The sequence below is a fragment of the Chitinophaga barathri genome, assembly GCF_003807585.1.
GTDB classification, from domain to species: Bacteria; Bacteroidota; Bacteroidia; order Chitinophagales; family Chitinophagaceae; genus Chitinophaga; species Chitinophaga barathri.
Genome location: NZ_RMBX01000020.1, coordinates 19,050 through 37,957, shown reverse-complemented (window position 1 = coordinate 37,957; position 18,908 = coordinate 19,050). Strand labels below are relative to the sequence as shown.

17 protein-coding genes are annotated in these 18,908 nt (G+C 51.7%); 11 read left to right on the top strand and 6 right to left on the bottom strand.

Annotated features, from left to right (window positions below; all coding sequences use genetic code 11):
- Window positions 1–42: 42 nt before the first annotated feature.
- Window positions 43–393: an arsenate reductase family protein gene (locus EG028_RS26870; RefSeq protein ID WP_120519375.1), complete on the top strand. Its 351-nt coding sequence runs from the start codon at window positions 43–45 to the stop codon at window positions 391–393.
- Between the two features lie 72 nt (window positions 394–465).
- Here EG028_RS26870 and EG028_RS26865 read toward each other — a convergent pair whose 3' ends face one another.
- Window positions 466–1,566, bottom strand: a complete 1,101-nt coding sequence (locus EG028_RS26865) for a glycosyltransferase (protein WP_120519374.1) — start codon at window positions 1,564–1,566, stop codon at window positions 466–468.
- A gap of 359 nt (window positions 1,567–1,925) precedes the next feature.
- Here EG028_RS26865 and EG028_RS26860 point away from each other — a divergent pair, with 359 nt between their 5' ends.
- From EG028_RS26860 to EG028_RS26845, 4 genes are all read left to right on the top strand, one after another.
- The gene (locus EG028_RS26860; RefSeq protein WP_123864809.1) at window positions 1,926–2,174 is read left to right on the top strand and encodes a hypothetical protein; all 249 of its coding nucleotides are present in this window, start codon (window positions 1,926–1,928) and stop codon (window positions 2,172–2,174) included.
- A gap of 302 nt (window positions 2,175–2,476) precedes the next feature.
- Window positions 2,477–3,616: a formimidoylglutamase gene (locus EG028_RS26855; protein WP_120519371.1), complete on the top strand. Its 1,140-nt coding sequence runs from the start codon at window positions 2,477–2,479 to the stop codon at window positions 3,614–3,616.
- 53 nt (window positions 3,617–3,669) lie between these two features.
- Entirely contained in the window at window positions 3,670–4,563 is an 894-nt protein-coding gene (locus tag EG028_RS26850; RefSeq protein WP_120519370.1) for a YitT family protein, read from the top strand.
- A gap of 21 nt (window positions 4,564–4,584) precedes the next feature.
- Window positions 4,585–5,466 carry an alpha/beta hydrolase gene (locus EG028_RS26845; RefSeq protein WP_120519369.1) on the top strand — a complete coding sequence of 294 codons (882 nt, stop codon included), beginning with the start codon at window positions 4,585–4,587 and terminating at the stop codon, window positions 5,464–5,466.
- 65 nt (window positions 5,467–5,531) lie between these two features.
- Here EG028_RS26845 and EG028_RS26840 read toward each other — a convergent pair whose 3' ends face one another.
- Both EG028_RS26840 and EG028_RS26835 read right to left on the bottom strand, forming a co-directional pair.
- Window positions 5,532–6,176: a GDSL-type esterase/lipase family protein gene (locus EG028_RS26840; protein ID WP_120519368.1), complete on the bottom strand. Its 645-nt coding sequence runs from the start codon at window positions 6,174–6,176 to the stop codon at window positions 5,532–5,534.
- Window positions 6,177–6,188: 12 nt separating this feature from the next.
- Complete coding sequence (locus tag EG028_RS26835) at window positions 6,189–7,112, bottom strand: hydroxypyruvate isomerase family protein (RefSeq protein WP_120519367.1); 924 nt, start codon at window positions 7,110–7,112, stop codon at window positions 6,189–6,191.
- Between the two features lie 215 nt (window positions 7,113–7,327).
- Here EG028_RS26835 and EG028_RS26830 point away from each other — a divergent pair, with 215 nt between their 5' ends.
- The 3 genes from EG028_RS26830 to EG028_RS26820 all read left to right on the top strand — a co-directional run bounded on the left by EG028_RS26830 (window position 7,328) and on the right by EG028_RS26820 (window position 11,199).
- Window positions 7,328–8,293, top strand: a complete 966-nt coding sequence (locus EG028_RS26830) for a formylglycine-generating enzyme family protein (protein WP_120519366.1) — start codon at window positions 7,328–7,330, stop codon at window positions 8,291–8,293.
- 131 nt (window positions 8,294–8,424) lie between these two features.
- A complete protein-coding gene (locus EG028_RS26825; RefSeq protein ID WP_120519365.1) occupies window positions 8,425–9,771 on the top strand; it encodes a Gfo/Idh/MocA family protein in 1,347 nt (448 codons plus the stop codon).
- A gap of 132 nt (window positions 9,772–9,903) precedes the next feature.
- Window positions 9,904–11,199 (top strand): D-alanyl-D-alanine carboxypeptidase/D-alanyl-D-alanine-endopeptidase, encoded by a 1,296-nt coding sequence (locus EG028_RS26820; protein WP_120519364.1) that lies wholly within the window; start codon window positions 9,904–9,906, stop codon window positions 11,197–11,199.
- 108 nt (window positions 11,200–11,307) lie between these two features.
- Here EG028_RS26820 and EG028_RS26815 read toward each other — a convergent pair whose 3' ends face one another.
- Complete coding sequence (locus EG028_RS26815; RefSeq protein WP_120519363.1) at window positions 11,308–13,449, bottom strand: S46 family peptidase; 2,142 nt, start codon at window positions 13,447–13,449, stop codon at window positions 11,308–11,310.
- Between the two features lie 152 nt (window positions 13,450–13,601).
- On the opposite strand from EG028_RS26815, the gene EG028_RS26810 reads away from it, so the two are divergent.
- Together EG028_RS26810 and EG028_RS26805 are read left to right on the top strand one after the other, a co-directional pair.
- Window positions 13,602–14,078, top strand: coding sequence for an META domain-containing protein (locus tag EG028_RS26810; RefSeq protein ID WP_120519362.1), 477 nt, complete (start codon window positions 13,602–13,604; stop codon window positions 14,076–14,078).
- 39 nt (window positions 14,079–14,117) lie between these two features.
- Window positions 14,118–14,591, top strand: a complete 474-nt coding sequence (locus EG028_RS26805) for a hypothetical protein (RefSeq protein WP_120519361.1) — start codon at window positions 14,118–14,120, stop codon at window positions 14,589–14,591.
- Between the two features lie 120 nt (window positions 14,592–14,711).
- Here EG028_RS26805 and EG028_RS26800 read toward each other — a convergent pair whose 3' ends face one another.
- On the bottom strand, window positions 14,712–16,154 hold the full coding sequence (locus EG028_RS26800) for a Gfo/Idh/MocA family protein (protein ID WP_120519360.1): 1,443 nt from the start codon (window positions 16,152–16,154) through the stop codon (window positions 14,712–14,714).
- A gap of 220 nt (window positions 16,155–16,374) precedes the next feature.
- On the opposite strand from EG028_RS26800, the gene EG028_RS26795 reads away from it, so the two are divergent.
- A complete protein-coding gene (locus EG028_RS26795) occupies window positions 16,375–18,015 on the top strand; it encodes a peptide MFS transporter (protein WP_120519359.1) in 1,641 nt (546 codons plus the stop codon).
- A 200-nt stretch (window positions 18,016–18,215) separates the two neighbouring features.
- On the opposite strand, the gene EG028_RS26790 is transcribed toward EG028_RS26795, so the two are convergent.
- Window positions 18,216–18,869, bottom strand: a complete 654-nt coding sequence (locus tag EG028_RS26790) for a DUF3575 domain-containing protein (RefSeq protein ID WP_120519358.1) — start codon at window positions 18,867–18,869, stop codon at window positions 18,216–18,218.
- Window positions 18,870–18,908 lie beyond the last annotated feature (39 nt).

Here is an 18,908-nt window from a genome sequence, read left to right as displayed (position 1 = left end):
CGGTAAAAGTAATGAATTACCCATAATTCATAATTTTACAGGATGAATAAGATTTATCATTTAGCTACCTGCGACACCTGCAGGAAGATCCTTAAAGAAGTACAGGCTGTGGAAAAAGGGGTGAAGCTGCAGGACATCAAGACGGAAAAGATAACACCCGCGCAGCTGGACGAAATGAAAAAAATGGCGGGCAGCTACGAAGCGCTGTTCAGCCGCCGCTCCCTGCAATACAAGGCAAGGGGCCTGGCAGGAAAAGAATTAACGGAAGCCGACTACCGGGACCTTATCCTGGAGGAATATACGTTCCTGAAACGGCCGGTGGCCATCATCGGCAAACAGATCTTTGCGGGGAATGATAAAAAGACGGTGGAGGCGCTGAAGAACGCGCTGTAAGCCGTGTTTCGTTAATGAATTTTAAATGACAGATTTCGCTAACGTGTTTTTCACCCACCGGGCAGAGATTTTTTAAAGCGTTTTCACAAAATCCCGAACGACCTTTTTATAGGCTTCCATGTCCTGTCCGTGCCGGAAAGGCGTGAAAGGGAAATTGCGGGTAGCGTCCAGCGTTTCTTTGAGATTAAATTGTGCCTGGGGCACGCTGTAGAAATACCCTTTTTTCATGAGATATTTGCCCAGGTACTCCTGTTCGGACTGGCCGGGCGTGGGAATGAGGATGGCTTTTTTATCGAGTTTGGCCAGGTCCATCAGGGTGGTGTAGCCGGAGCGGCTGAGCACCATGTCAGAGGCCAGCATGGCTTCGTTCAGCTCTTTGGCGCCGAGGTGGCTCACCTGTGTTACGCCGGGCATGATCTCTTTTTGAGAAGCCTGATCCGGGCGGCCGCTGACGATCAGGGCTTTCAGGCCGGGCATCTGTTTGATCTGCGCCAGCAGCAGCTCTTCCAGGTTCGTACGTTGCGGTTCCGGGCCTGAAATGAGGGCAAGCAGGTCATATTTTTTTTCGACGCCTTCCTTCGGCTCAAAACGGCTGAGGCAGCCGAGATACGAAGTATTGGCGGGGAGTTCAGCGGGATGGGCGAGGGCTCCGCTCAGGTTGGGCTCCCCCTGGAAGTCCGGGATCCAGCAGGCGGAATAACGATTGATGTATTTATAGTTCAGCTTTTGCAGCACCCGTTCCATGATGCCGCCAAAGGGCGTTTTGATAAGTAACTGATGGGAAATGAACACACAGGGGATGGAAGAATGGTAGAGGCCGAACCGGTTGTCCGATATCACGCCGCTGATGCCGTGTTCCTCCACGGCTTTGCGCAGCCAGGCCTGTTCATATTGGATGGCCTTCCATATTTTGGGCACCTGCTGAACGATCTTCAGCCCGAAAAAGAGGCCTTTTTGCGAATATGTAATGTGGTATCCCGGAAGGGGGAGAATGGTGAGTTCAGGGAATTCCCGGGAGAGCAGGGCGGCATGTTTTCCTTCGGCGGCAATAACTACCTCACAACCAGCGTTTAATAGTTCGTGTATCAGCGGAATGTCGCGCGTGGCGTGGCCGAGGCCCCAATCGAGGGGAACAATCAGCACTTTTTTTCTGGCCGGGAAGCTTGTGGACAAATAATTAAAATTTTTTTGCGAAAATAGCTTAATTTAGAAATGATCATTGTTAAGAAAAGGTAAACACCCGCTCAGATAGACTAGCAAATATCGTCGCAGTTTTTATTTTCGTAGTATGAAAAAGTACAAATGGATTTTGGTTTTCTTAGTAATGGGAAGTTTAACGTGGTCAGGTTGCAGTGTGCTGAAGAAAAACGATTGCGGGTGCCCTCCAATGCAAAAGGGGCGGATGAAACACTAATCGGATATTTTAATCGCTATACCTCTCCATTCCTTAAATTACCTGTAATGCAGGAAATGGAACACGTTATTGGAAATTGATGTCAACAAAAAGAGAAAAACAATCAAACGTAATTAGCATGAAGCCTGTAGAGAGGGACTTACTCATCTTGTTACATGAAGACCGCTACAACGAGCAGGAGATCCAGTATGAGGTTAAACAGATCAGCGATATGCTGAGCCTTGTTGAAACAATGGATTACCTGGCTACTGCCACCGAAGTAGCAGACTGCAACAAACACCGCGTTAGTAGCAAACGCCGTGTATTGGAGCGCGCCTTCTTCCGCAAGGAGCCTAAAGCATTTGAGTTCATCGTCCACAAAAACTGAGTAAACAACCAGCGTACTTATCCGGTAGCCATCAGACCTGCCTCGATCTTTACTGCACATTTCAGGTTGTATTAAAAGAACAGATTATCGCCGCGGAAAGCCGCACCCTGTTTCTGGTAACTATTCCACACGTTATTGAACTGATTACAACGTCACAGCTTAAGCCTGGATCGCCCGGCATTCCTGTGCAACCTCCTCCTCACTATCCTCTGAATCAAACCGTTCATTATAATGAACAACAGCACGCTGCATGAATTCTAAAATTCTTGTTGTAGGTTTGCGTGCAAATAATATCCGTTGTGATGATAGACTTTCCACACTTGCAGGATTACCTTGCTCCGGTGTCCAAAGCCAGATTAAATGAAGATGAAACATATGATGACCTCCAGATCGGTAACCTTATCGATGTGTATGGAGATGATCATATCCCCGACCTTGACACCGCCGATATTATCCTTCTTGGCGCAGGCGAACAGCGCGGCAACGGCACGCCGAACAACGCCAATGCCGCTCCCGATAATATCCGCCGGGAATTTTATCAGCTCTACCACTGGCATAAAGATGTACGCCTCGCGGACGCGGGAAATATACTCGCCGGCCGCACGCTCACTGATACATATGCCGCATTCAAAACCGTCCTGACCGAACTTATCGACGCCGGCAAAACTGTCATCATCCTCGGCGGCTCGCACGACCTCACCTACGCACAATACCAGGCGTACGCCAGCAAAAAATACATCATCGAAGCTACCGTAGCCGATGCGCAGATAGACCTTCACGAAAACTCTCCCCTGCGCAGCAAACGTTTCCTGCTGGAAATGTTCATGGAGCAGCCCAACTACATCCGCCATTATAACCACATCGGTTTCCAGAGTTATTTTGTACAGCCGCGTATGCTCGAAACGTTGGACAAACTCCGCTTCGACTGCTACCGCCTCGGCAAAGTACGGGAGAACCTGGAGGAGATCGAACCGGTACTGCGCAATACGGACCTGTTCAGCGTGGATATCAATATGATCAAACACACGGACGCGCCCGCCAATTCAGTGTCGCCAAACGGCTTTAGCGGCGAAGAAGCCTGCGCCCTCAGCCGTTATGCCGGTATGAGCGCACAGCTCAGCACCTACGGCATTTACGGCTACCTTCCTGAAAAAGACCGGGACAACCTCACCGCCAAACAAATTGCGCAGATGCTCTGGTACTTCATGGATGGGCGTTCCGTAAAAAACAAAGAAGCCCAGCTGACAGAAAGAGAATCCTTCCTTGAATTTCATATAGCCTTTACGGATATAGATACGATCTTCCTCAAAAGCAAAAAAACAGGCCGCTGGTGGATGCAGCTGCCCGATAAAAACTTTGTGCCCTGCGCCTACACGGATTACCTGATGGCCAGCAACAATGAAATACCTGAGCGCTGGCTCCGCAACCAGGAGCGCCTGTAGGGGTTTTTACCGTTTGGTTTTCGTAATTTGGAACTGAAAATCATTACTCTTCCTTGAACAGATCCCGTAGAGCCCGGTTAGCGCGGCTGAACATTATCCAGAATTCGCAGGATGCGGTCCTGATAGGCATTGGCGTGCTGCTGGCGGCCCTTGGCCTGAAGGCTTTCCTGCTGCCCAACGGTTTCCTTGACGGGGGCGTAACGGGTATATCCCTGCTCGTGAACCGCCTGTCCGGCTGGTCCATTTCCGTGCTGCTGGTAGTGCTCAACGTACCGTTCATTTTACTGGCATACCGCCAGCTTTCCAAAACCTTCACCATCAAAACCATCGTGGCGATCATAGGGCTGGCCACCGCGCTGGCGCTCATCAAAGTGCCGGTGATCACGCAGGACAAACTGCTGATCGCCATATTCGGCGGCTTTTTCCTGGGTGCGGGCATCGGTATGTCCATCCGCGGCGGCGCCGTGCTGGATGGTACGGAGGTGCTGGCATTGTACATCAACCGGAAAACGGTGCTGTCCATCGGTGAGGTGATCATGTATTTTAACGTGATCATTTTTGGGGTGGCTGCTGTGCTGATCAACGTGGAAACGGCGCTGTACGCCATGCTTACCTATTTGTCAGCATCCAAAACAGTGGATTTTGTGATCCAGGGTTTCGAGGAGTATATAGCATTGACGGTCATTTCGCCGAACAGCGAACTGATCAGGAAAACCCTCACGCTTAAACTGAAAAAAGGCGTGACGGTGTTTAAAGGGAAAAGCGGATACGGGAAAAGAGGGGAAATGGCGGATGACATCGATATCATTTATACGGTTGTTACCCGTCTTGAGGTGCATAAGATCATAGATGAGATTGAAAAAATCGATGAAAAAGCGTTTATTGTGCAAACGAATATCAACGATACGCGCGGAGGAATGATCAAACGACGCGCTACGCCTCATTAATCCACCCTAATTCTGCATTGTATGAAAAACAGCCTTGCCGCTGCATTGCTTATGCTAACAACAATTACCGTTTCAGCACAGGAAAGAATAGATCTGTATCCCGGGCAGACTGAGCTGCGCATTGCGGGAGGCCGCAAAGTGGACGATGTACCGCATATAGACCATTACACCGCCGCCGGTGATAAAAAGAACGGCGCCGCGGTGCTTATCTGCCCCGGTGGCGGGTACACGCACCTGGCCATAGATCATGAAGGGAAAGACATTGCCGCGTTTTTTACCGCGCAGGGATACGACGCCATCGTGCTGCACTACCGCCTGAACGACGGCCAGCAAAGCGGCTCGCGTTATCCCGCGCAATACAACGATGTGACCAATGCCATGCGCCTGGTAAAAAGCAAAGCAAAATCCTGGGGATTGAACCCGGAAAAGATAGGCGTGCTGGGCTTTTCAGCCGGTGGGCACTTAGCCTCCACGCTGGCTACCATGATCATCCCCGGCAACCCGCAGGCCACGAAAGAAACGGAGAAATGGAGCACCCGACCGGCTTTTGCAGTGCTGGTATACCCCGTGATCGCGATGAACAACGAGTACGCCCACAAAGGCAGCGCGCTGAACCTGCTTGGCCCCGATGCTTCACCGGCATTAAAGGATTCCCTGAGCACCTATCTCCGCATCACCCCGGAAACGCCACCCACCATGCTGATACACTCCACGGACGATAAAACCGTGCCGGTGGAAAACAGCATCCTGTTCTACCAGGGCCTGGTAAAAAACAAAGTGTCCGCCACCCTGCACATCTATGACCACGGCGGCCATGGCTATGGCATGGGGCCGAAAGACCCGGTGCTGAACAGCTGGCCCGGACTGTGTATATCATGGTTACAGTCGCAACTGAATAAATAAAAGATTACGCATAAAAGAAAAGGGGCCACATCGGCCCCTTTTCTTTTGGTATTATTTCAACATCTTTATTTGATCCCCTTCGCCACTGCTTCCGCGATCAGCACCGCACCCTGTTTGTCCGGATGCACACCGTCCGCGAAATGTCTGCCGTGACCGGAAAGCGCTTTATACAGATCGATGATCTTTACCTTCTCCGCCTTCGCGATCTTTTTGATGGCGGGAATGATCTCGCCTTTCACCACACTTTCCCTGATCCGGAATTTGTTTTCAGCGGCCCCGTTCACCGGGAAAACCGGCACCGGGAAACAGACATAGATCTTCGGCTTAGAAGGCAGGTTTTTCCATTCTTCGATAAACGCTTCGTAGTCGGGAACAAAGTCATTTTTGTTCGCGTCCCAGTTCTGCGGCTTGGAGTCGTTTGTGCCGAGTTTGATGATCACGATATCCGGCGCCCAGTTTTTGCCAACGGTGAACAGTGAATCGGCCCAGTAAGGTTTATCGCCTTTTTTGAGCAGCGTTCTGCCGCTGATGCCAAGGTTGCGCACTTCGTAACCATCGCCCAGGAGGCGTTGCAGGTGTTTGGGATAGGTGCTGTCTCCCAGCCCGCGGCCGGCTGTGATGCTGTTGCCCACGCAGGCCACTTTTATTTTCTGCGCATAAATGGCTGAGCAGAACAGGATCAGCCCGGCCAGTAAGAGTATTCTTTTCATCAATGGAAAATATTAAAGGAAATTATCCGCATCACGGTAAGCCTTGATGAGGGCGGTTTCGCCTTCCTTACCGGATTTGGCGTTTCCGTGCTCCATACCCATCACGCCTTTGTATCCTTTCTGGTGCAGGTGTTTGAAGATGTTTTTGTAGTTGATCTCGCCGGTACCGGGCTCTTTACGGCCGGGATTGTCGCCGATCTGGATGTAGGCGATCTCGCTCCAGCACAGGTCGATGTTCGGGATCAGCATGCCTTCGTTTTTCTGCATGTGGTAAATATCGTACAGGATCTTGCAGGAAGGGCTGTTCACCGCGCGGCAGATCATATAGGTCTGGTCCGAAGTGCGGAGGAACAGGTCCGGGGTGTCGCTGAGGGGCTCCAGAACCATGGTTAAGCCGCCTTTTTCGAGTATTTCGGAGCCTCTGCGGAGGGCATCTATCACATTGCCGGTCTGCACGCCAATGGGCAGCTTACGCTCGAAGAAACCGGGTACCACGGTGGCCCATTTTGCATTGACGCGTTTGGCCAGTTCCACGGATCGTTCGCAGGTTTTGAGGAATAGGTCCAGGTGTTCCTGTTTGCCGGTGGTGAGGGATATTTTCCAGTTCTCGCCGCCATCTATCACAAATACGCCCATGCGCATGCCGAGTTTGGCGAGGAGGTCGCCGATCTTGTTCTGCATGGCGGTATCCCTTCCCAGCATGCCATTGTCTTCGATGGAGCGGAAGCCCTGGTCGTGCATGAAGCGGATCTGGTCCAGGAAGTCTTCCCCGCCGCTGTTTTTGAACATACCGGCATGGGGGGCATAGTCCAGGTTGAAGGTTTTTTCAGCCTTTTCCGGGCCTTTTTCCGCGGCTTTTGCCGTGGCGGAGCCGCCGAGGGCGAGGGCCGAAATGCCGGCCAGGGTACCTTGTTGAAGGAAGGTTCTTCTTTCCATAGCGTGTTTTTAGTTAAAATGAGCTGTGCTGAGCCGGAAATTAATAGCTTTTCAATGGAAATCCGAATGATTTGATAAAAAAGCCATCCCAGGGTAAGATTTACGCAGAAATTGCAACATTCGTACTCAATATTTAACGTTTATAAAATTAATATTGCATTCAAGGCCCGGATTTAATAAATTCACACGCTTAACATTTTTAGCACATTTTGCCGATGAGAAAGAAAACAGTGATCATGTTGCTGGGAGGAATGGTAGCCAGTACGGCCTACGCCCAGAATGAAAACCCTTCTGCGCCTTACGAACAAAAGATTGCGGGATCCGATGTTACCATCAAAATGGTACCCATCAAAGCGGGGGAATTCCTGCTGGGAAGCCCTGACAAGGAACCGGGACGCAATGCGGACGAAGGCCCGCAAAAAAAAGTTAAGATAGATGCCTTCTGGATGGGCGCTTACGAGCTCACCTTTGACCAATACGACCTGTATGCGGATAAAGATAAAGACCAGACGCCCCTGCCCGATGGCATGACGCGCCCCAGCCCGCCCTACATCGATCTTACGCTCGGTATGGGCAAAAGCGGCGGTTTTCCGGCGAACAGCATGAGCCAGTACGGCGCATTGATGTATTGCCGCTGGTTGTATAACAAAACCGGCATTTTTTACCGTCTGCCCACGGAAGCCGAATGGGAATACGCCTGCCGCGCGGGCAGCACCACGGCTTATCCTTTCGGCAACGATGCCGCGCAGTTAAAAGATTACGGCTGGACGGTAGAGAACAGTACGGAAGTGTACCATAAGGTAGGCGAGCTGAAACCCAACGCCTGGGGCCTTTACGACATGCTGGGCAATGTGGGTGAATGGACGATGGACCAGTACGACGAAGAAGCCTACAAAAAAGCGGAAGCGGCCAACCCCTGGAACAAACCTACGGACAAAACGCCCCGTACCGTCAAAGGCGGCCATTACCTGGAGCCTGCCACCGCGGCCAGGAGCGCATCGCGCCTGAAGTCGGACGAGGCCTGGAACGACCGCGACCCGCAGATCCCCAAAAGCAAATGGTGGAACGCGGACGCGCCTTTTATCGGGTTCAGGATCGTGAGACCGGTAAAACAACCCACTAAAGCCGAAGCGGAGAAGTTCTTCGCCGATGCGATAGACCAGTTTGTAGGCGCCCGTTAAATCCCGGTTCCGTCAAAAATCTGTCACAGGATGGATTTACGGAAAAGGTTTAGTAATTTCTCAGGAGAGCTAATGTTCTATTATAATCACAAACGGTACTAGCAGCAAATAGTCCCGGTAAAATACCCATCATGGAAAACGAAAAAGCACACTCATTCCACGGTCAAAGTCGCAGAGACTTTGTAAAACAATCCTCTTTACTGGCGGGAGGTCTGATGGCGGCACCCATTTTGTCTCATGCAGCTGAAACAAATTATTTTTCAGGCGCACCGGGCGTGATCAAAGTCGCGCTGATCGGTTGCGGCGGGCGTGGTACCGGGGCTGCCGTACAGGCGCTCAGCACCAAAGAAAACGTACAGCTGGTGGCCATGGCGGATGCCTTCCAGGACCGGCTGGACGATAGTTATAACAACATTGTTGAATCCATGAAAAAAACGCCGGAGCGTGTGAACGTAACGGCTGCTGACAAGTTCGTCGGCTTCGATGGTTACAAACAGGCTATGGCGAAAGCGGATGTGGTGATCCTTACCACGCCTCCGGGTTTCCGCCCCATTCACTTCGAAGAAGCGATTGCGCAGGGCAAACATGTGTTCATGGAAAAACCCGTGGCCACCGACCCCGCGGGTATCGCCAAAGTGCTGGAAACCGCTGAAAAAGCAAAAGCAAAAAAACTCAACGTGGTAGTTGGTCTCCAACGCCATTATCAAACCTCTTACCGCGAGCTGTACAAACGTTTACAGGACGGTATGATCGGCGATATCACTTCCATGCAGGTTTGGTGGAACCAGGGCGCGCTGTGGGTAAAACCCCGCAAACCCGAATACACCGAAATGGAATACCAGATGCGTAACTGGTATTATTTCAACTGGCTCTGCGGCGATCATATCGTAGAGCAGCACATCCACAACATCGACGTGGGCAACTGGTTCATGGGCAAAGTACCGCAGACGGCAGTGGGCATGGGTGGCCGCGCCATCCGTACCGGCAAGGATTCCGGCGAGATCTATGACCACCACTTCGTGGAATACCGTTATGACAACGGCGTGGTGATGAACGCACAATGCCGCCACTGGAAAGATTCAGTGAGCCGCGTGGATGAAGAGATCGTGGGTACCAAAGGCCGCATCATCTGCGACAGGGGCACCATCCTCGACCACAAAGGCAAAGTACTGTACCAGTTCGACCGCAAGCAGCAGAACCGCCCCTACCAGGCAGAACACGACGAGCTGTTTGAAGCGATCGCAAAAGGAGAATACAAATTCCAGGACGCGAAACGCGGCGTGGAAGCTACGCTCACCGCGATCATCGGCCGTATGTCTACTTACTCTGGCCAGTCCATTGCTTATGATAAAGCACTGGCTTCCGGCATCAACCTGCAACCCGCGAAATATGCATTTGACGCGCCTCCGCCGATACTGCCTGATTCCGAAGGCAACTATGCGTATGCCAAACCGGGCATTACCAAATACTTCTCTTAATTGAAATAAGTAATGAACAGCTAAAGGCTGGCCGTTCTGGCCGGCCTTTTCTTTTTCACAGCCGACCAGTTTTCGCACACGGCCCCGGTTTACAGGATGATATCTTAAAAAGAAAGTTTTATCTTGATAAACATGAGACCGATCTACCTCGCTTTCGCTGCTCTTTTTATTTCCGCAGCGGCTTATTCCCAGCCTAAGAACCTCCGCCAGTGGGCGCAACAGGATGTGCTCCAGGCCAAAGGGCTGCGCGACGCGCACGTAGGCATCAGCATCTACGACCCATCCACCGGCAAATACTGGTACCAGCACCAGGACGATAAGTTCTTTATGCCCGCGTCCAATACGAAGATATTCACACTTTATACCGGCCTGCAATTGCTGGGCGATTCCCTGCCCGGCATACGTTATGCGGAAAACGACACCGCTATATTTGTAAGCGGTACAGCGGATCCATCTTTCCTCCACCCGGATTTTCAATACCAGCCGGTGATGGACCTGCTTTCCCATACGAACAAACGCATCTGGCTGCAACCGGCCGCGATCAAAAACAAACGTTTCGGGCCGGGCTGGGGCTGGGGCGATTATGCGGATTATTACCAGCCCGAGCTGAATGAATGGCCGATGTATGGAAACGTGGCCTGGGTGAAACTCACCGGCGCAGGGTATACCATGACGCCTGAATTCCCCACGGAACTCGTCTACGAGCGCGCACCGACAGAAGCGCTGGCAGACAGGGAAGAACGGGAAAATCTTTTTATCCTCCATCTCCGCGCGGACGAATCCGCCACGCGTTCCTTTGAAGTGCCCTACATCACCGGCAACCGCCAGCAGCTGGCCCGCCGTTTACAGGATACGCTCCGCAAGCCCGTAGGCGTCTTACCGTCGGTGGTGGTGAAGGAAAACACGCTGCTGAGAAGCATCCCGTCGGACACCTTGTTCCAGCCCATGATGCACCGCAGCGATAACTTTTTCGCCGAGCAGATACTCATGATGGCCGCCGCACAAAAATTCGATACGATAGACAGCCGGAAGATCATTCAATATATGCTGGACAGCAGCCTGAGCGACCTGCCACATCCCCCCAGCTGGGTGGACGGTTCAGGACTTTCCAGGTACAACCTCTTTACACCCCGCGACTTTGTGACCGTGCTGGATAAACTCATCAAAAAATATCCGAAGGAACGCCTCTGGCCGTTGTTCTCCTCAGGCGGTAAAGGCACGCTGCGGGCTTATTACCAGGCGCTGCCCGGCAGGTTGTATGCCAAAACCGGCACGCTCAGCGGATGTGTTGCGCTCAGCGGTTACATCGTAACGAAGACGGGGAAAACGCTCATCTTCAGTGTGCTGGTGAACAACCATAATTCCACCTCCACCGTGGTGAGAAGAGCGGTGGAGAATTTCCTCGTTAAAGTTGCGAACGCGGGATAAACCTAAACTACAACAGCGCCGGGGAAGCGGATTATCCCCCGACAGATATAAAAAAACCGGCTGCCTCCACACGGAAGCAGCCGGTTTTTATTTGAACCGAAGGATTATTTATTTAACGATCTTCAGCTCGTTGATGATATTTTTCGCGCCACCCAGCTTGTCTATGCACCACAGTACGTAGCGCACATCCACGCAGATGGTGCGGTTCAGGTTTTTGTCGAACTGAATTTTATGGCTCAGCGCTTCGTAGTTACCATCGAACGCAAGGCCGATCAGCTCTCCGTTTCCGTTGATGACAGGAGAGCCCGAGTTGCCGCCGGTGATATCGTTCGTAGTAATAAAGTTCACTACCAGCGTATTCCTTTTTGCATCGATGTACTGGCCGAAATCTTTTTTCTTCACCAGGCCAATAAAGTCCTGGTGGAGATCAAATTCGTAATCACCCGGTTTGTATTTCTCCATCACGCCGTCAATGGTGGTTACATAATCGTAAGCCACAGCATCGCGGGGTTTGTAGGGTTTCACCTGGCCGTAGGAAAGGCGCATGGTGAAGTTCGCATCCGGGTAACGGTTTGCGGTGGGCTGGCGCTGCATTTCACCTTTCAGATAGAGGCGGCCGAGGTCGTTGTTCTCCGTGGTGAACTGGTTAAAGAGCGGCAGGTATTTGCCCACATAATTTTTCACAAAAGCAGATGCGTAGGCATAAGCCGGATCGTCCTGGAGCACGGTAGCATCCGGGTTGCCGGTGAAGGCTTTCCATTTCGCGTCGTTCAGGATCATGGTGTTTGCAAATACATTGGCCGCCCAGGTGCGGTATGTTTTTTCATCACCCAGGTCGCCGAAAGACTTAAGGCTTTCGTAGAATCCTATGGGGTGCTGATCTTTAGGGATGTCGTCGTAGAACATCTGCGCCGTGATAGCCATGATCTTTTGGTCGCTGGCTTTGTTTTCCTCTTTCAGGAAATTGGTGCGGGCGGCGTCAGCAGCAGCTACAGCGGCTTTTACGTCACCTTTTTTCAGGATGGCGTTTTCTACAGCGCCCAGTGAGCTGGCGTAAGCCGCCAAGGGAGAGCCCAGGATGCCTTCCATCAGGTAGATGCGCACTTTGGTGTAAGGTGCCCATGCTTTGTAAGCCTTTTCGTATTGCGGGAATACATTTTCAAACTCGGGTTTGCCTTTGGCCCATTGCTGGAACGTGGCTTCCTGTTTTTGTTTCTCTTCGTACACATGATACTTGAGCAGTTGTTTGCTTTCCCCGTCGAAGAACTTCCAGTAGTTCGCGATGCCGGCGTAAGAAGATGCCAGTTGCAGCTTCACGGCCGGGTCTTTTTTCATTTCCTCGAACATATATTTCAGGCGGATGTCGCGCAGGGACACGATGGAGGGATTTTCCACATCGGTTTTCAGCTTTACGCCAAGGGAAGTTTCGTAACGGTTGGTGCCGCCGGGATACCCGAAAATCATGGCATAGTCGTTTTCTTTCACGCCTTTGATGGATACCGGCAGGAAATGTTTGGGCTTAAGGGGCACGTTGTCCTTTGCGAACTCAGCGGGTTTGCCGTCTTTACCGGCGTACACGCGGAACACGGAGAAGTCGCCGGTGTGGCGGGGCCATTCCCAGTTGTCCGTATCGCCGCCGAACTTGCCTACGTTTTCGGGCGGTGTGCCAACGAGGCGGATATCTTTATAACGTTCGTACACAAAAAGGATGTACTGGTTGCCTCTGAACATGGGGATCACCCGGGCTTCGTAACCGTTGCCGGAGGTAGCCGCGGTAATGATTTCGCCGTAAACGCCCTGGAGTTTGGCAGCGCGTTCGTTGAGGGAAACGCCTTTCAGCACTTCTTCCACTTTGGCGGTCACGTCTTCTATACGTACGAGGAACTGCACGGAGAGGGCTTTGGAGGGGATTTCCTCCTGTTTGTTTTTGGCATAAAAGCCGTCGCGGAGATAGTTATTTTCCACGCTGCTGGCGCTGGCGATTGCCGCGTAGCCGCAATGGTGATTGGTGAAGATGAGACCTTCGTTGCTGACGATCTCGCCGGTGCAGCCGCCGCCGAAGATGATGATGGCGTCTTTCATGGAAGACTTATTGATGCTGTAAAGCTGCTCTTTGGAGAGCTTCAGACCTTTTTTCACCATGTCCGCATAGGTTTGCTGGCCCAGGAGGTACGGCAGCCACATGCCTTCGTCTGCCCTTACCAGTTTTACCGAAAGTAAAAGCAGCAGCAGGATTAGATTTTTCTTCATAGTTGAGTTCAGATTTTGTAAAAGAGGCCCAAACCTAGCGATTTTTTCGATATCCGCATTTACCGGTCGTGGATTCTGAAACAATTCAGCCTTATGGGTGTTAAAATGGCTTGAAGATTGATAGTATAAGTTTTTACCATAAAACCAGACTTATGAAACAAATGATTTTGAGCGCTTTGGCACTCGGCGCTATTCTGACTTATGCCTGCCAGGGCACATCCAAACAAGCGACGCAGGACACTGCGGCCAGCGTGGCAGTACAGCCAGCCGGAGCGGAAACCGCCTGGAAACTGGAAGGCACCCGCTGGAAACTGAAAGAACTGCCCGGCGGCCCCCAGGCCATCCCGGACAGTGGCAAGGCGATCTTTATGCAATTGGTGGACACCTCTTCCCAGGTACAGGGTTTCCTGGGCTGCAACGGTTTTGGCGCAAAATACCTCACCACCCCTGCCGGCGACCTCCAGATCACCAACGTAATATCTACCCAGATGGCCTGCCCCGCGCTGGATGTAGAAAATGCTTTTTCCAAAGCCCTGGAAGGCACCAGCCGATACACGATAGAAAAGGACCTGCTTCGCCTTCAGAAAGGAGATTCCATCCTGGCCACTTTCACGGCCATCCAGGAATAATTGGAATGCCGTTTGCATCAATCCTTTAAACCGACGACTATGCAAAAATATATTCTCGTGCTGGCCGCAGCCGCAGTGATGGCCTGCCAGAACAGCCAGACCGCATCCAGCAGCGATTCCGCAGCCAGCAAAATTGAAGAAGGCGCCTCAGAAATGAAAGAAGGTGTGGAAATGAAGGCCGATACCGCCGGCGCGTACCTGAAAGAAAAGGCTGACACCGCGGGAGCTTACCTGAAAGAACAAAAGGATAAAGCCGCCGCGGCCATCAAAGAAAAGATGGACAGCCTGGACGCAAGGATCGAAGAGCTGAAAAAGGATGGCAGCAAAAAAAGCGAAAAAGCGCGTAAGGACCTTGAAGAAGTACGCGACGATCTGGGCAAGCGCCTGGACGATGTGCGCAACAGCACCGCCGAAGCCTGGGATAAGACCAAAGAGAACCTGGATAAATCCATGAAGAAGGCGGATAAGGAATGGCAGGAATTCAAAAGGGATTTTAAAGAACTGTTCCGCTAGTTTTTTTGAAGACATTCAAAACCGGGGTCATGCCCCGGTTTTTTTATGCCGGTACTTCAACCCAATAAAAAAGCGGCATCATACGAGGATGATGCCGCCTGGGAAGTATCTGTGATCCGATTATTTGCCGAGTGTCCAGCCGTCGCGGTAAGAGCGTTTTACGAACTGGTTGGCGTCATCGAAGTTGGTGATCTTCATGTTCGGGCCGTCCCACAGGAGTTTGATGTAACGTCCGGGGTAGTCGAAGCCGCTGCCGCTTGCCTTGGGTTTGCGCACATCGTAGCTGCGGATAGCGAGGTTACCCATCAGGATGGTCTCCGTCAGCGGGCCTGCGATATCAAAAGGAGCACTCAGCTCTTTTTTACCATAACCGGCGATGCATGCGTTCACCCATTGTAAGTAGTGGCCCTCCGGAACACGCGCGATGGTTTGAGCCACTTTGGCTTCCGCATTGCGGCTGCTGGGCAGCAGGGAAGGATACATACCGTAAGTACCGCACATCATCTTGCCTTTTGTACCAATGAAGATGGCACCGTTTCCGCCGTCTCCCATTCTTTCGTTCGGGCCTAGTTCTTCGGGGCGGGCAGGTTGGATACCGCCGTCCATCCAATGGAGTTTGATATCGCCGGCTTTGCCTTTGAAGTTCATGATCACGTGAGAAGAAGGAGGACAGCTGTCCGGGAAGTAGCCCTGTTTGAACTCGTCCACATACACGCTGCCAACGCTGGCTTCCGCGGAAGTGGGGTAACCAAGGCCGAGTACGCGGAAAGGAGGCTCCACGATATGGCAACCCATGTCACCAAGAGCGCCGGTACCGTAATCCCACCAGCCGCGCCAGTTGAACGGCACGAGTTTATTTACGAAATCTTTTTTGGGAGCGGTGCCCAGCCAAAGGTCCCAGTCGAGGCCTTTGGGGATCTCGGCGGTAGCGGTAGGCCAGGGGAGGCCCTGCGGCCAAACGGGACGGTTGGTCCAGCAATAAACGGTATGTACGTCGCCGATAAGGCCTGCGTTGTACCATTCCATCAGCTGGCGCACGCCGTCGCCGGACGCCCCCTGGTTGCCCATCTGGGTAACTACTTTATATTTTTTCGCTGCTTCGGTGAGCATACGCGCTTCATAAATGTCGTGCGTAAGCGGTTTTTGAACATATACGTGCTTGCCCAGCTGCATGGCTGCCATGGCAGCTACTGCGTGCTGGTGATCCGGTGTGGATACGGACACGGCATCGATGTTTTTGTGTTCTTTGTCCAGCATTTCGCGGAAATCCTTGTAGTACTTGGCTTTCGGGAATCTCTTCACCGAGTTGGCTGCACGGTTATCGTCCACATCGCATAACACAACAATATCTGCGGGGCCTTTTGCAAATTCGGCAATATCGCTTTCACCTTTACCCCCAACGCCGATGCCGGCAACGCGTAACCTGTCGCTGGGCGCTATATGGCCCTTTCCTCCTAATACGTGACGTGGAACGATCATAAAACCTGCTGCGGCTGTAGCGCCAGTGGTTAGAAATGATCTACGTGAAATCTGGTTTCCTTCGTTATTTTTTTCCTGAACCATGATTTGATAAATTTTCGTTCAATATAATAGAAAAATTCTTAGAATTTCCAAATTACTCTATGAGTGGCGGATGGTGCTAAATCGATTTTATGCAGGGGGCCAGGAAGACCCACTACAGATGCCAATTACAAGTTAAGAAACCGACCGGTTATGTTCTCATTAAATTTGGCCGGATTGCCGTTTTAATCTTATTTTTAGCGGCACCAAACATGTTACAACAATGTCTTCTAACCGCAAGCATCCCGTTGCGTTACCATTCCTGTTTTTTTCCGAAATGTGGGAAAGGTTCGGGTTCTACCTGCTCCTGGCCATTCTCCAGCTATATTTGACGGATGCTGAAAGCGGCGGCTGGGCCATGGATCGCAAAAAAGCCGTCGACATCTTCGGTACTTTTATCGCCTTCGTATACCTCACGCCTTTTGTTGGCGGCCTGCTGGCGGACCGCAAACTGGGGTATTCCAAATCGATCATCATCGGCGGCATCCTCATGGGCATCGGCTACATCGGCCTGTCCGTACAGAACCTGACGGTGTTTTACCTGTCGCTGGCGCTTATCTGCGTGGGCAACGGGTTCTTCAAACCCAATATCTCCACCCTTCTTGGCAACGTATACAACGACCCGCAATACAAGGCCCAGAAAGACACCGGGTATAATATCTTTTACATGGGCATCAACATCGGGGCGTTCATCTGCACCTTTTTTGCTGCCTACCTGCGCAACAGCATCAACTGGGGCGCGGCCTTTATTGCGGCCGGCATCGGCATGTTCCTCGGTGTGATCATTTTTATCGCCGGCCTGAAACATTACAAACACGCCGATGTGCGCAAACCCACACAGCCCGGCGATATGTCGCTGGGAAGCATTTTCGCGCAGGTGTTTATACCCGTGCTGGTTGTGGGTTATATCGGCTGGGTGATACCGGATAACATATTCGGCTCCGACTCTACAGACGCGTTTATATTCGCATGCCTCCCGATCATTTATTTTTTCGCGAACCTGTTGCGTAAAGCCAGCGCGGGAGACAAACAGCCCGTAAAGGCGCTGCTGGCCATCTTTTCAGTGTCTGTGATGTTCTGGGCGGTGTTCAAACAGAATGGTACCGCGCTCACTACATGGGCGCAGTTTTATACGGACCGCGAACTGTCCCCGGCGATAGAAACGCCCGCCCAAAAACTCTACCTCGCGGAAACGGTGACCAATAAAACGGATTCCGTAGTGGCGTATGACCATGAATTCCGCGTGATAAAAGATGCCAATGGCCAGCCGGTAAAGGAAGTGGGCGTTCCCGTATATCTCAAGAACGTAGCGCCTGAACATATGCCGGCCGAAGGCAGCAGCATCAGCGTGGTGAACACCGAATTGTTCCAATCCGTCAACCCGTTCTTTGTAATTATCCTCACGCCGATCGTGGTCGCACTCTTTGCATTCCTGCGCAGACGGAACAGGGAGCCGAGCACTCCCACCAAAATAGCCTGGGGCCTGCTGATATCCTCCCTGTCTACGTTTATGATGGTGGCCGCTGTTTATTTTTGTAACAACGGCGTTGAAAAAGCATCCATGTGGTGGTTGTTCGGATGTTATGGCGTAATCACCGCCGGGGAGCTGCTGCTCAGTCCCATGGGCCTTTCCCTTGTATCCAAACTCAGCCCGCCGCGCTTTACTTCACTGATGATGGGCGGCTGGTTCCTGGCTACTTCCATCGGTAATAAATTATCCGGTGTACTGGCGGCTATGTGGGATACGTACGACAACAAAATGAATTATTTCCTCGTGAACTTTGTGCTGCTGGGTTTTGCCGCGGGCCTCATATTCGTGATGCTGCGCTGGCTGAACAGGGTGTTCAGGGAAAATGTACAATAAGAAATAAAAAAACGAAACGGGCCTGATCTCTTTTTTAAAAGATCAGGCCCGTTTTAGTTAGTCCCTGGTTCAACGGGGTGCTACCGGCTAGTGTACAGGGGTTACCCCGCAAAGTTGGACATCTCGGAACCAGCATTGGGCGGAACTCTGGCCAAAAAACACTGGAGCTTCAGTGAAGAAGTTACCGGTGTGAGATCCCTCTAGAACATATAACCGATCTTCACACTTATCACAAAATTCGCCGCCATTTCTTCGCGTGGAGCGTACACCTTGTTCACATCGGAATCGGAACGCCAGCCGCCGACATAATTTTTGTCGTTGGATATTTTACGGTATTTCAGGCCCGGGCCCGCGCTGAGGTCCAGCACGAAGCGCTTCGCGACGGCTATTTCGTAGCCGTATTTGAAATTGAGTGATACCGTCGTGCGGTCGATGTTCATGCGATCCACGGGGTTCACCGGAGTGGTTTCACTATACGTAGTGCGGATGGTATGGGCCTCAAGCCAGTTGAGGTCTGCCGCAAAATATTTACGGATGCTGCGCTGGCGCCGGGTGGGGTAGAAGTATTTCTGTTCGATACTGATGCGCTGACCTTTAAAACCATGGTACTCCTTCTCCGTATCAAACATTTCATGAAGCCCGTTGGAAAGTATGGTGAAGGCGAGCTGTGTGGCCCATCTCTGATTGTACTGGCGCTCGTAGCTGAACTCAAAACCGGAATTCATCGGGTCATGAAGAGGGAACAACGAAAATTTGAGTTGATGGTGGTAGGGGAAAATGGTGTTGTTGCTTTCGCTCTGTGCATAGGCAAAGGTGCTGGCAAAGAGCAGCAGAAAAGGAGCTAAAAACTTCATAGTGGCAGATTATTGGGTACTTTAACTCTATAACGTGCC

Bases quoted from the DNA above. Each gene is read 5' to 3' on its own strand.
- EG028_RS26870 (WP_120519375.1), top strand. From the start codon at position 43: ATGAATAAGATTTATCATTTAGCTACCTGCGACACCTGCAGGAAGATC.
- EG028_RS26860 (WP_123864809.1), top strand. From the start codon at position 1,926: ATGAAGCCTGTAGAGAGGGACTTACTCATCTTGTTACATGAAGACCGC.
- EG028_RS26855 (WP_120519371.1), top strand. From the start codon at position 2,477: ATGATAGACTTTCCACACTTGCAGGATTACCTTGCTCCGGTGTCCAAA.
- EG028_RS26845 (WP_120519369.1), top strand. From the start codon at position 4,585: ATGAAAAACAGCCTTGCCGCTGCATTGCTTATGCTAACAACAATTACC.
- EG028_RS26840 (WP_120519368.1), bottom strand. From the start codon at position 6,176: ATGAAAAGAATACTCTTACTGGCCGGGCTGATCCTGTTCTGCTCAGCC.
- EG028_RS26835 (WP_120519367.1), bottom strand. From the start codon at position 7,112: ATGGAAAGAAGAACCTTCCTTCAACAAGGTACCCTGGCCGGCATTTCG.
- EG028_RS26830 (WP_120519366.1), top strand. From the start codon at position 7,328: ATGAGAAAGAAAACAGTGATCATGTTGCTGGGAGGAATGGTAGCCAGT.
- EG028_RS26825 (WP_120519365.1), top strand. From the start codon at position 8,425: ATGGAAAACGAAAAAGCACACTCATTCCACGGTCAAAGTCGCAGAGAC.
- EG028_RS26820 (WP_120519364.1), top strand. From the start codon at position 9,904: ATGAGACCGATCTACCTCGCTTTCGCTGCTCTTTTTATTTCCGCAGCG.
- EG028_RS26815 (WP_120519363.1), bottom strand. From the start codon at position 13,449: ATGAAGAAAAATCTAATCCTGCTGCTGCTTTTACTTTCGGTAAAACTG.
- EG028_RS26810 (WP_120519362.1), top strand. From the start codon at position 13,602: ATGAAACAAATGATTTTGAGCGCTTTGGCACTCGGCGCTATTCTGACT.
- EG028_RS26805 (WP_120519361.1), top strand. From the start codon at position 14,118: ATGCAAAAATATATTCTCGTGCTGGCCGCAGCCGCAGTGATGGCCTGC.
- EG028_RS26800 (WP_120519360.1), bottom strand. From the start codon at position 16,154: ATGGTTCAGGAAAAAAATAACGAAGGAAACCAGATTTCACGTAGATCA.
- EG028_RS26795 (WP_120519359.1), top strand. From the start codon at position 16,375: ATGTCTTCTAACCGCAAGCATCCCGTTGCGTTACCATTCCTGTTTTTT.
- EG028_RS26790 (WP_120519358.1), bottom strand. From the start codon at position 18,869: ATGAAGTTTTTAGCTCCTTTTCTGCTGCTCTTTGCCAGCACCTTTGCC.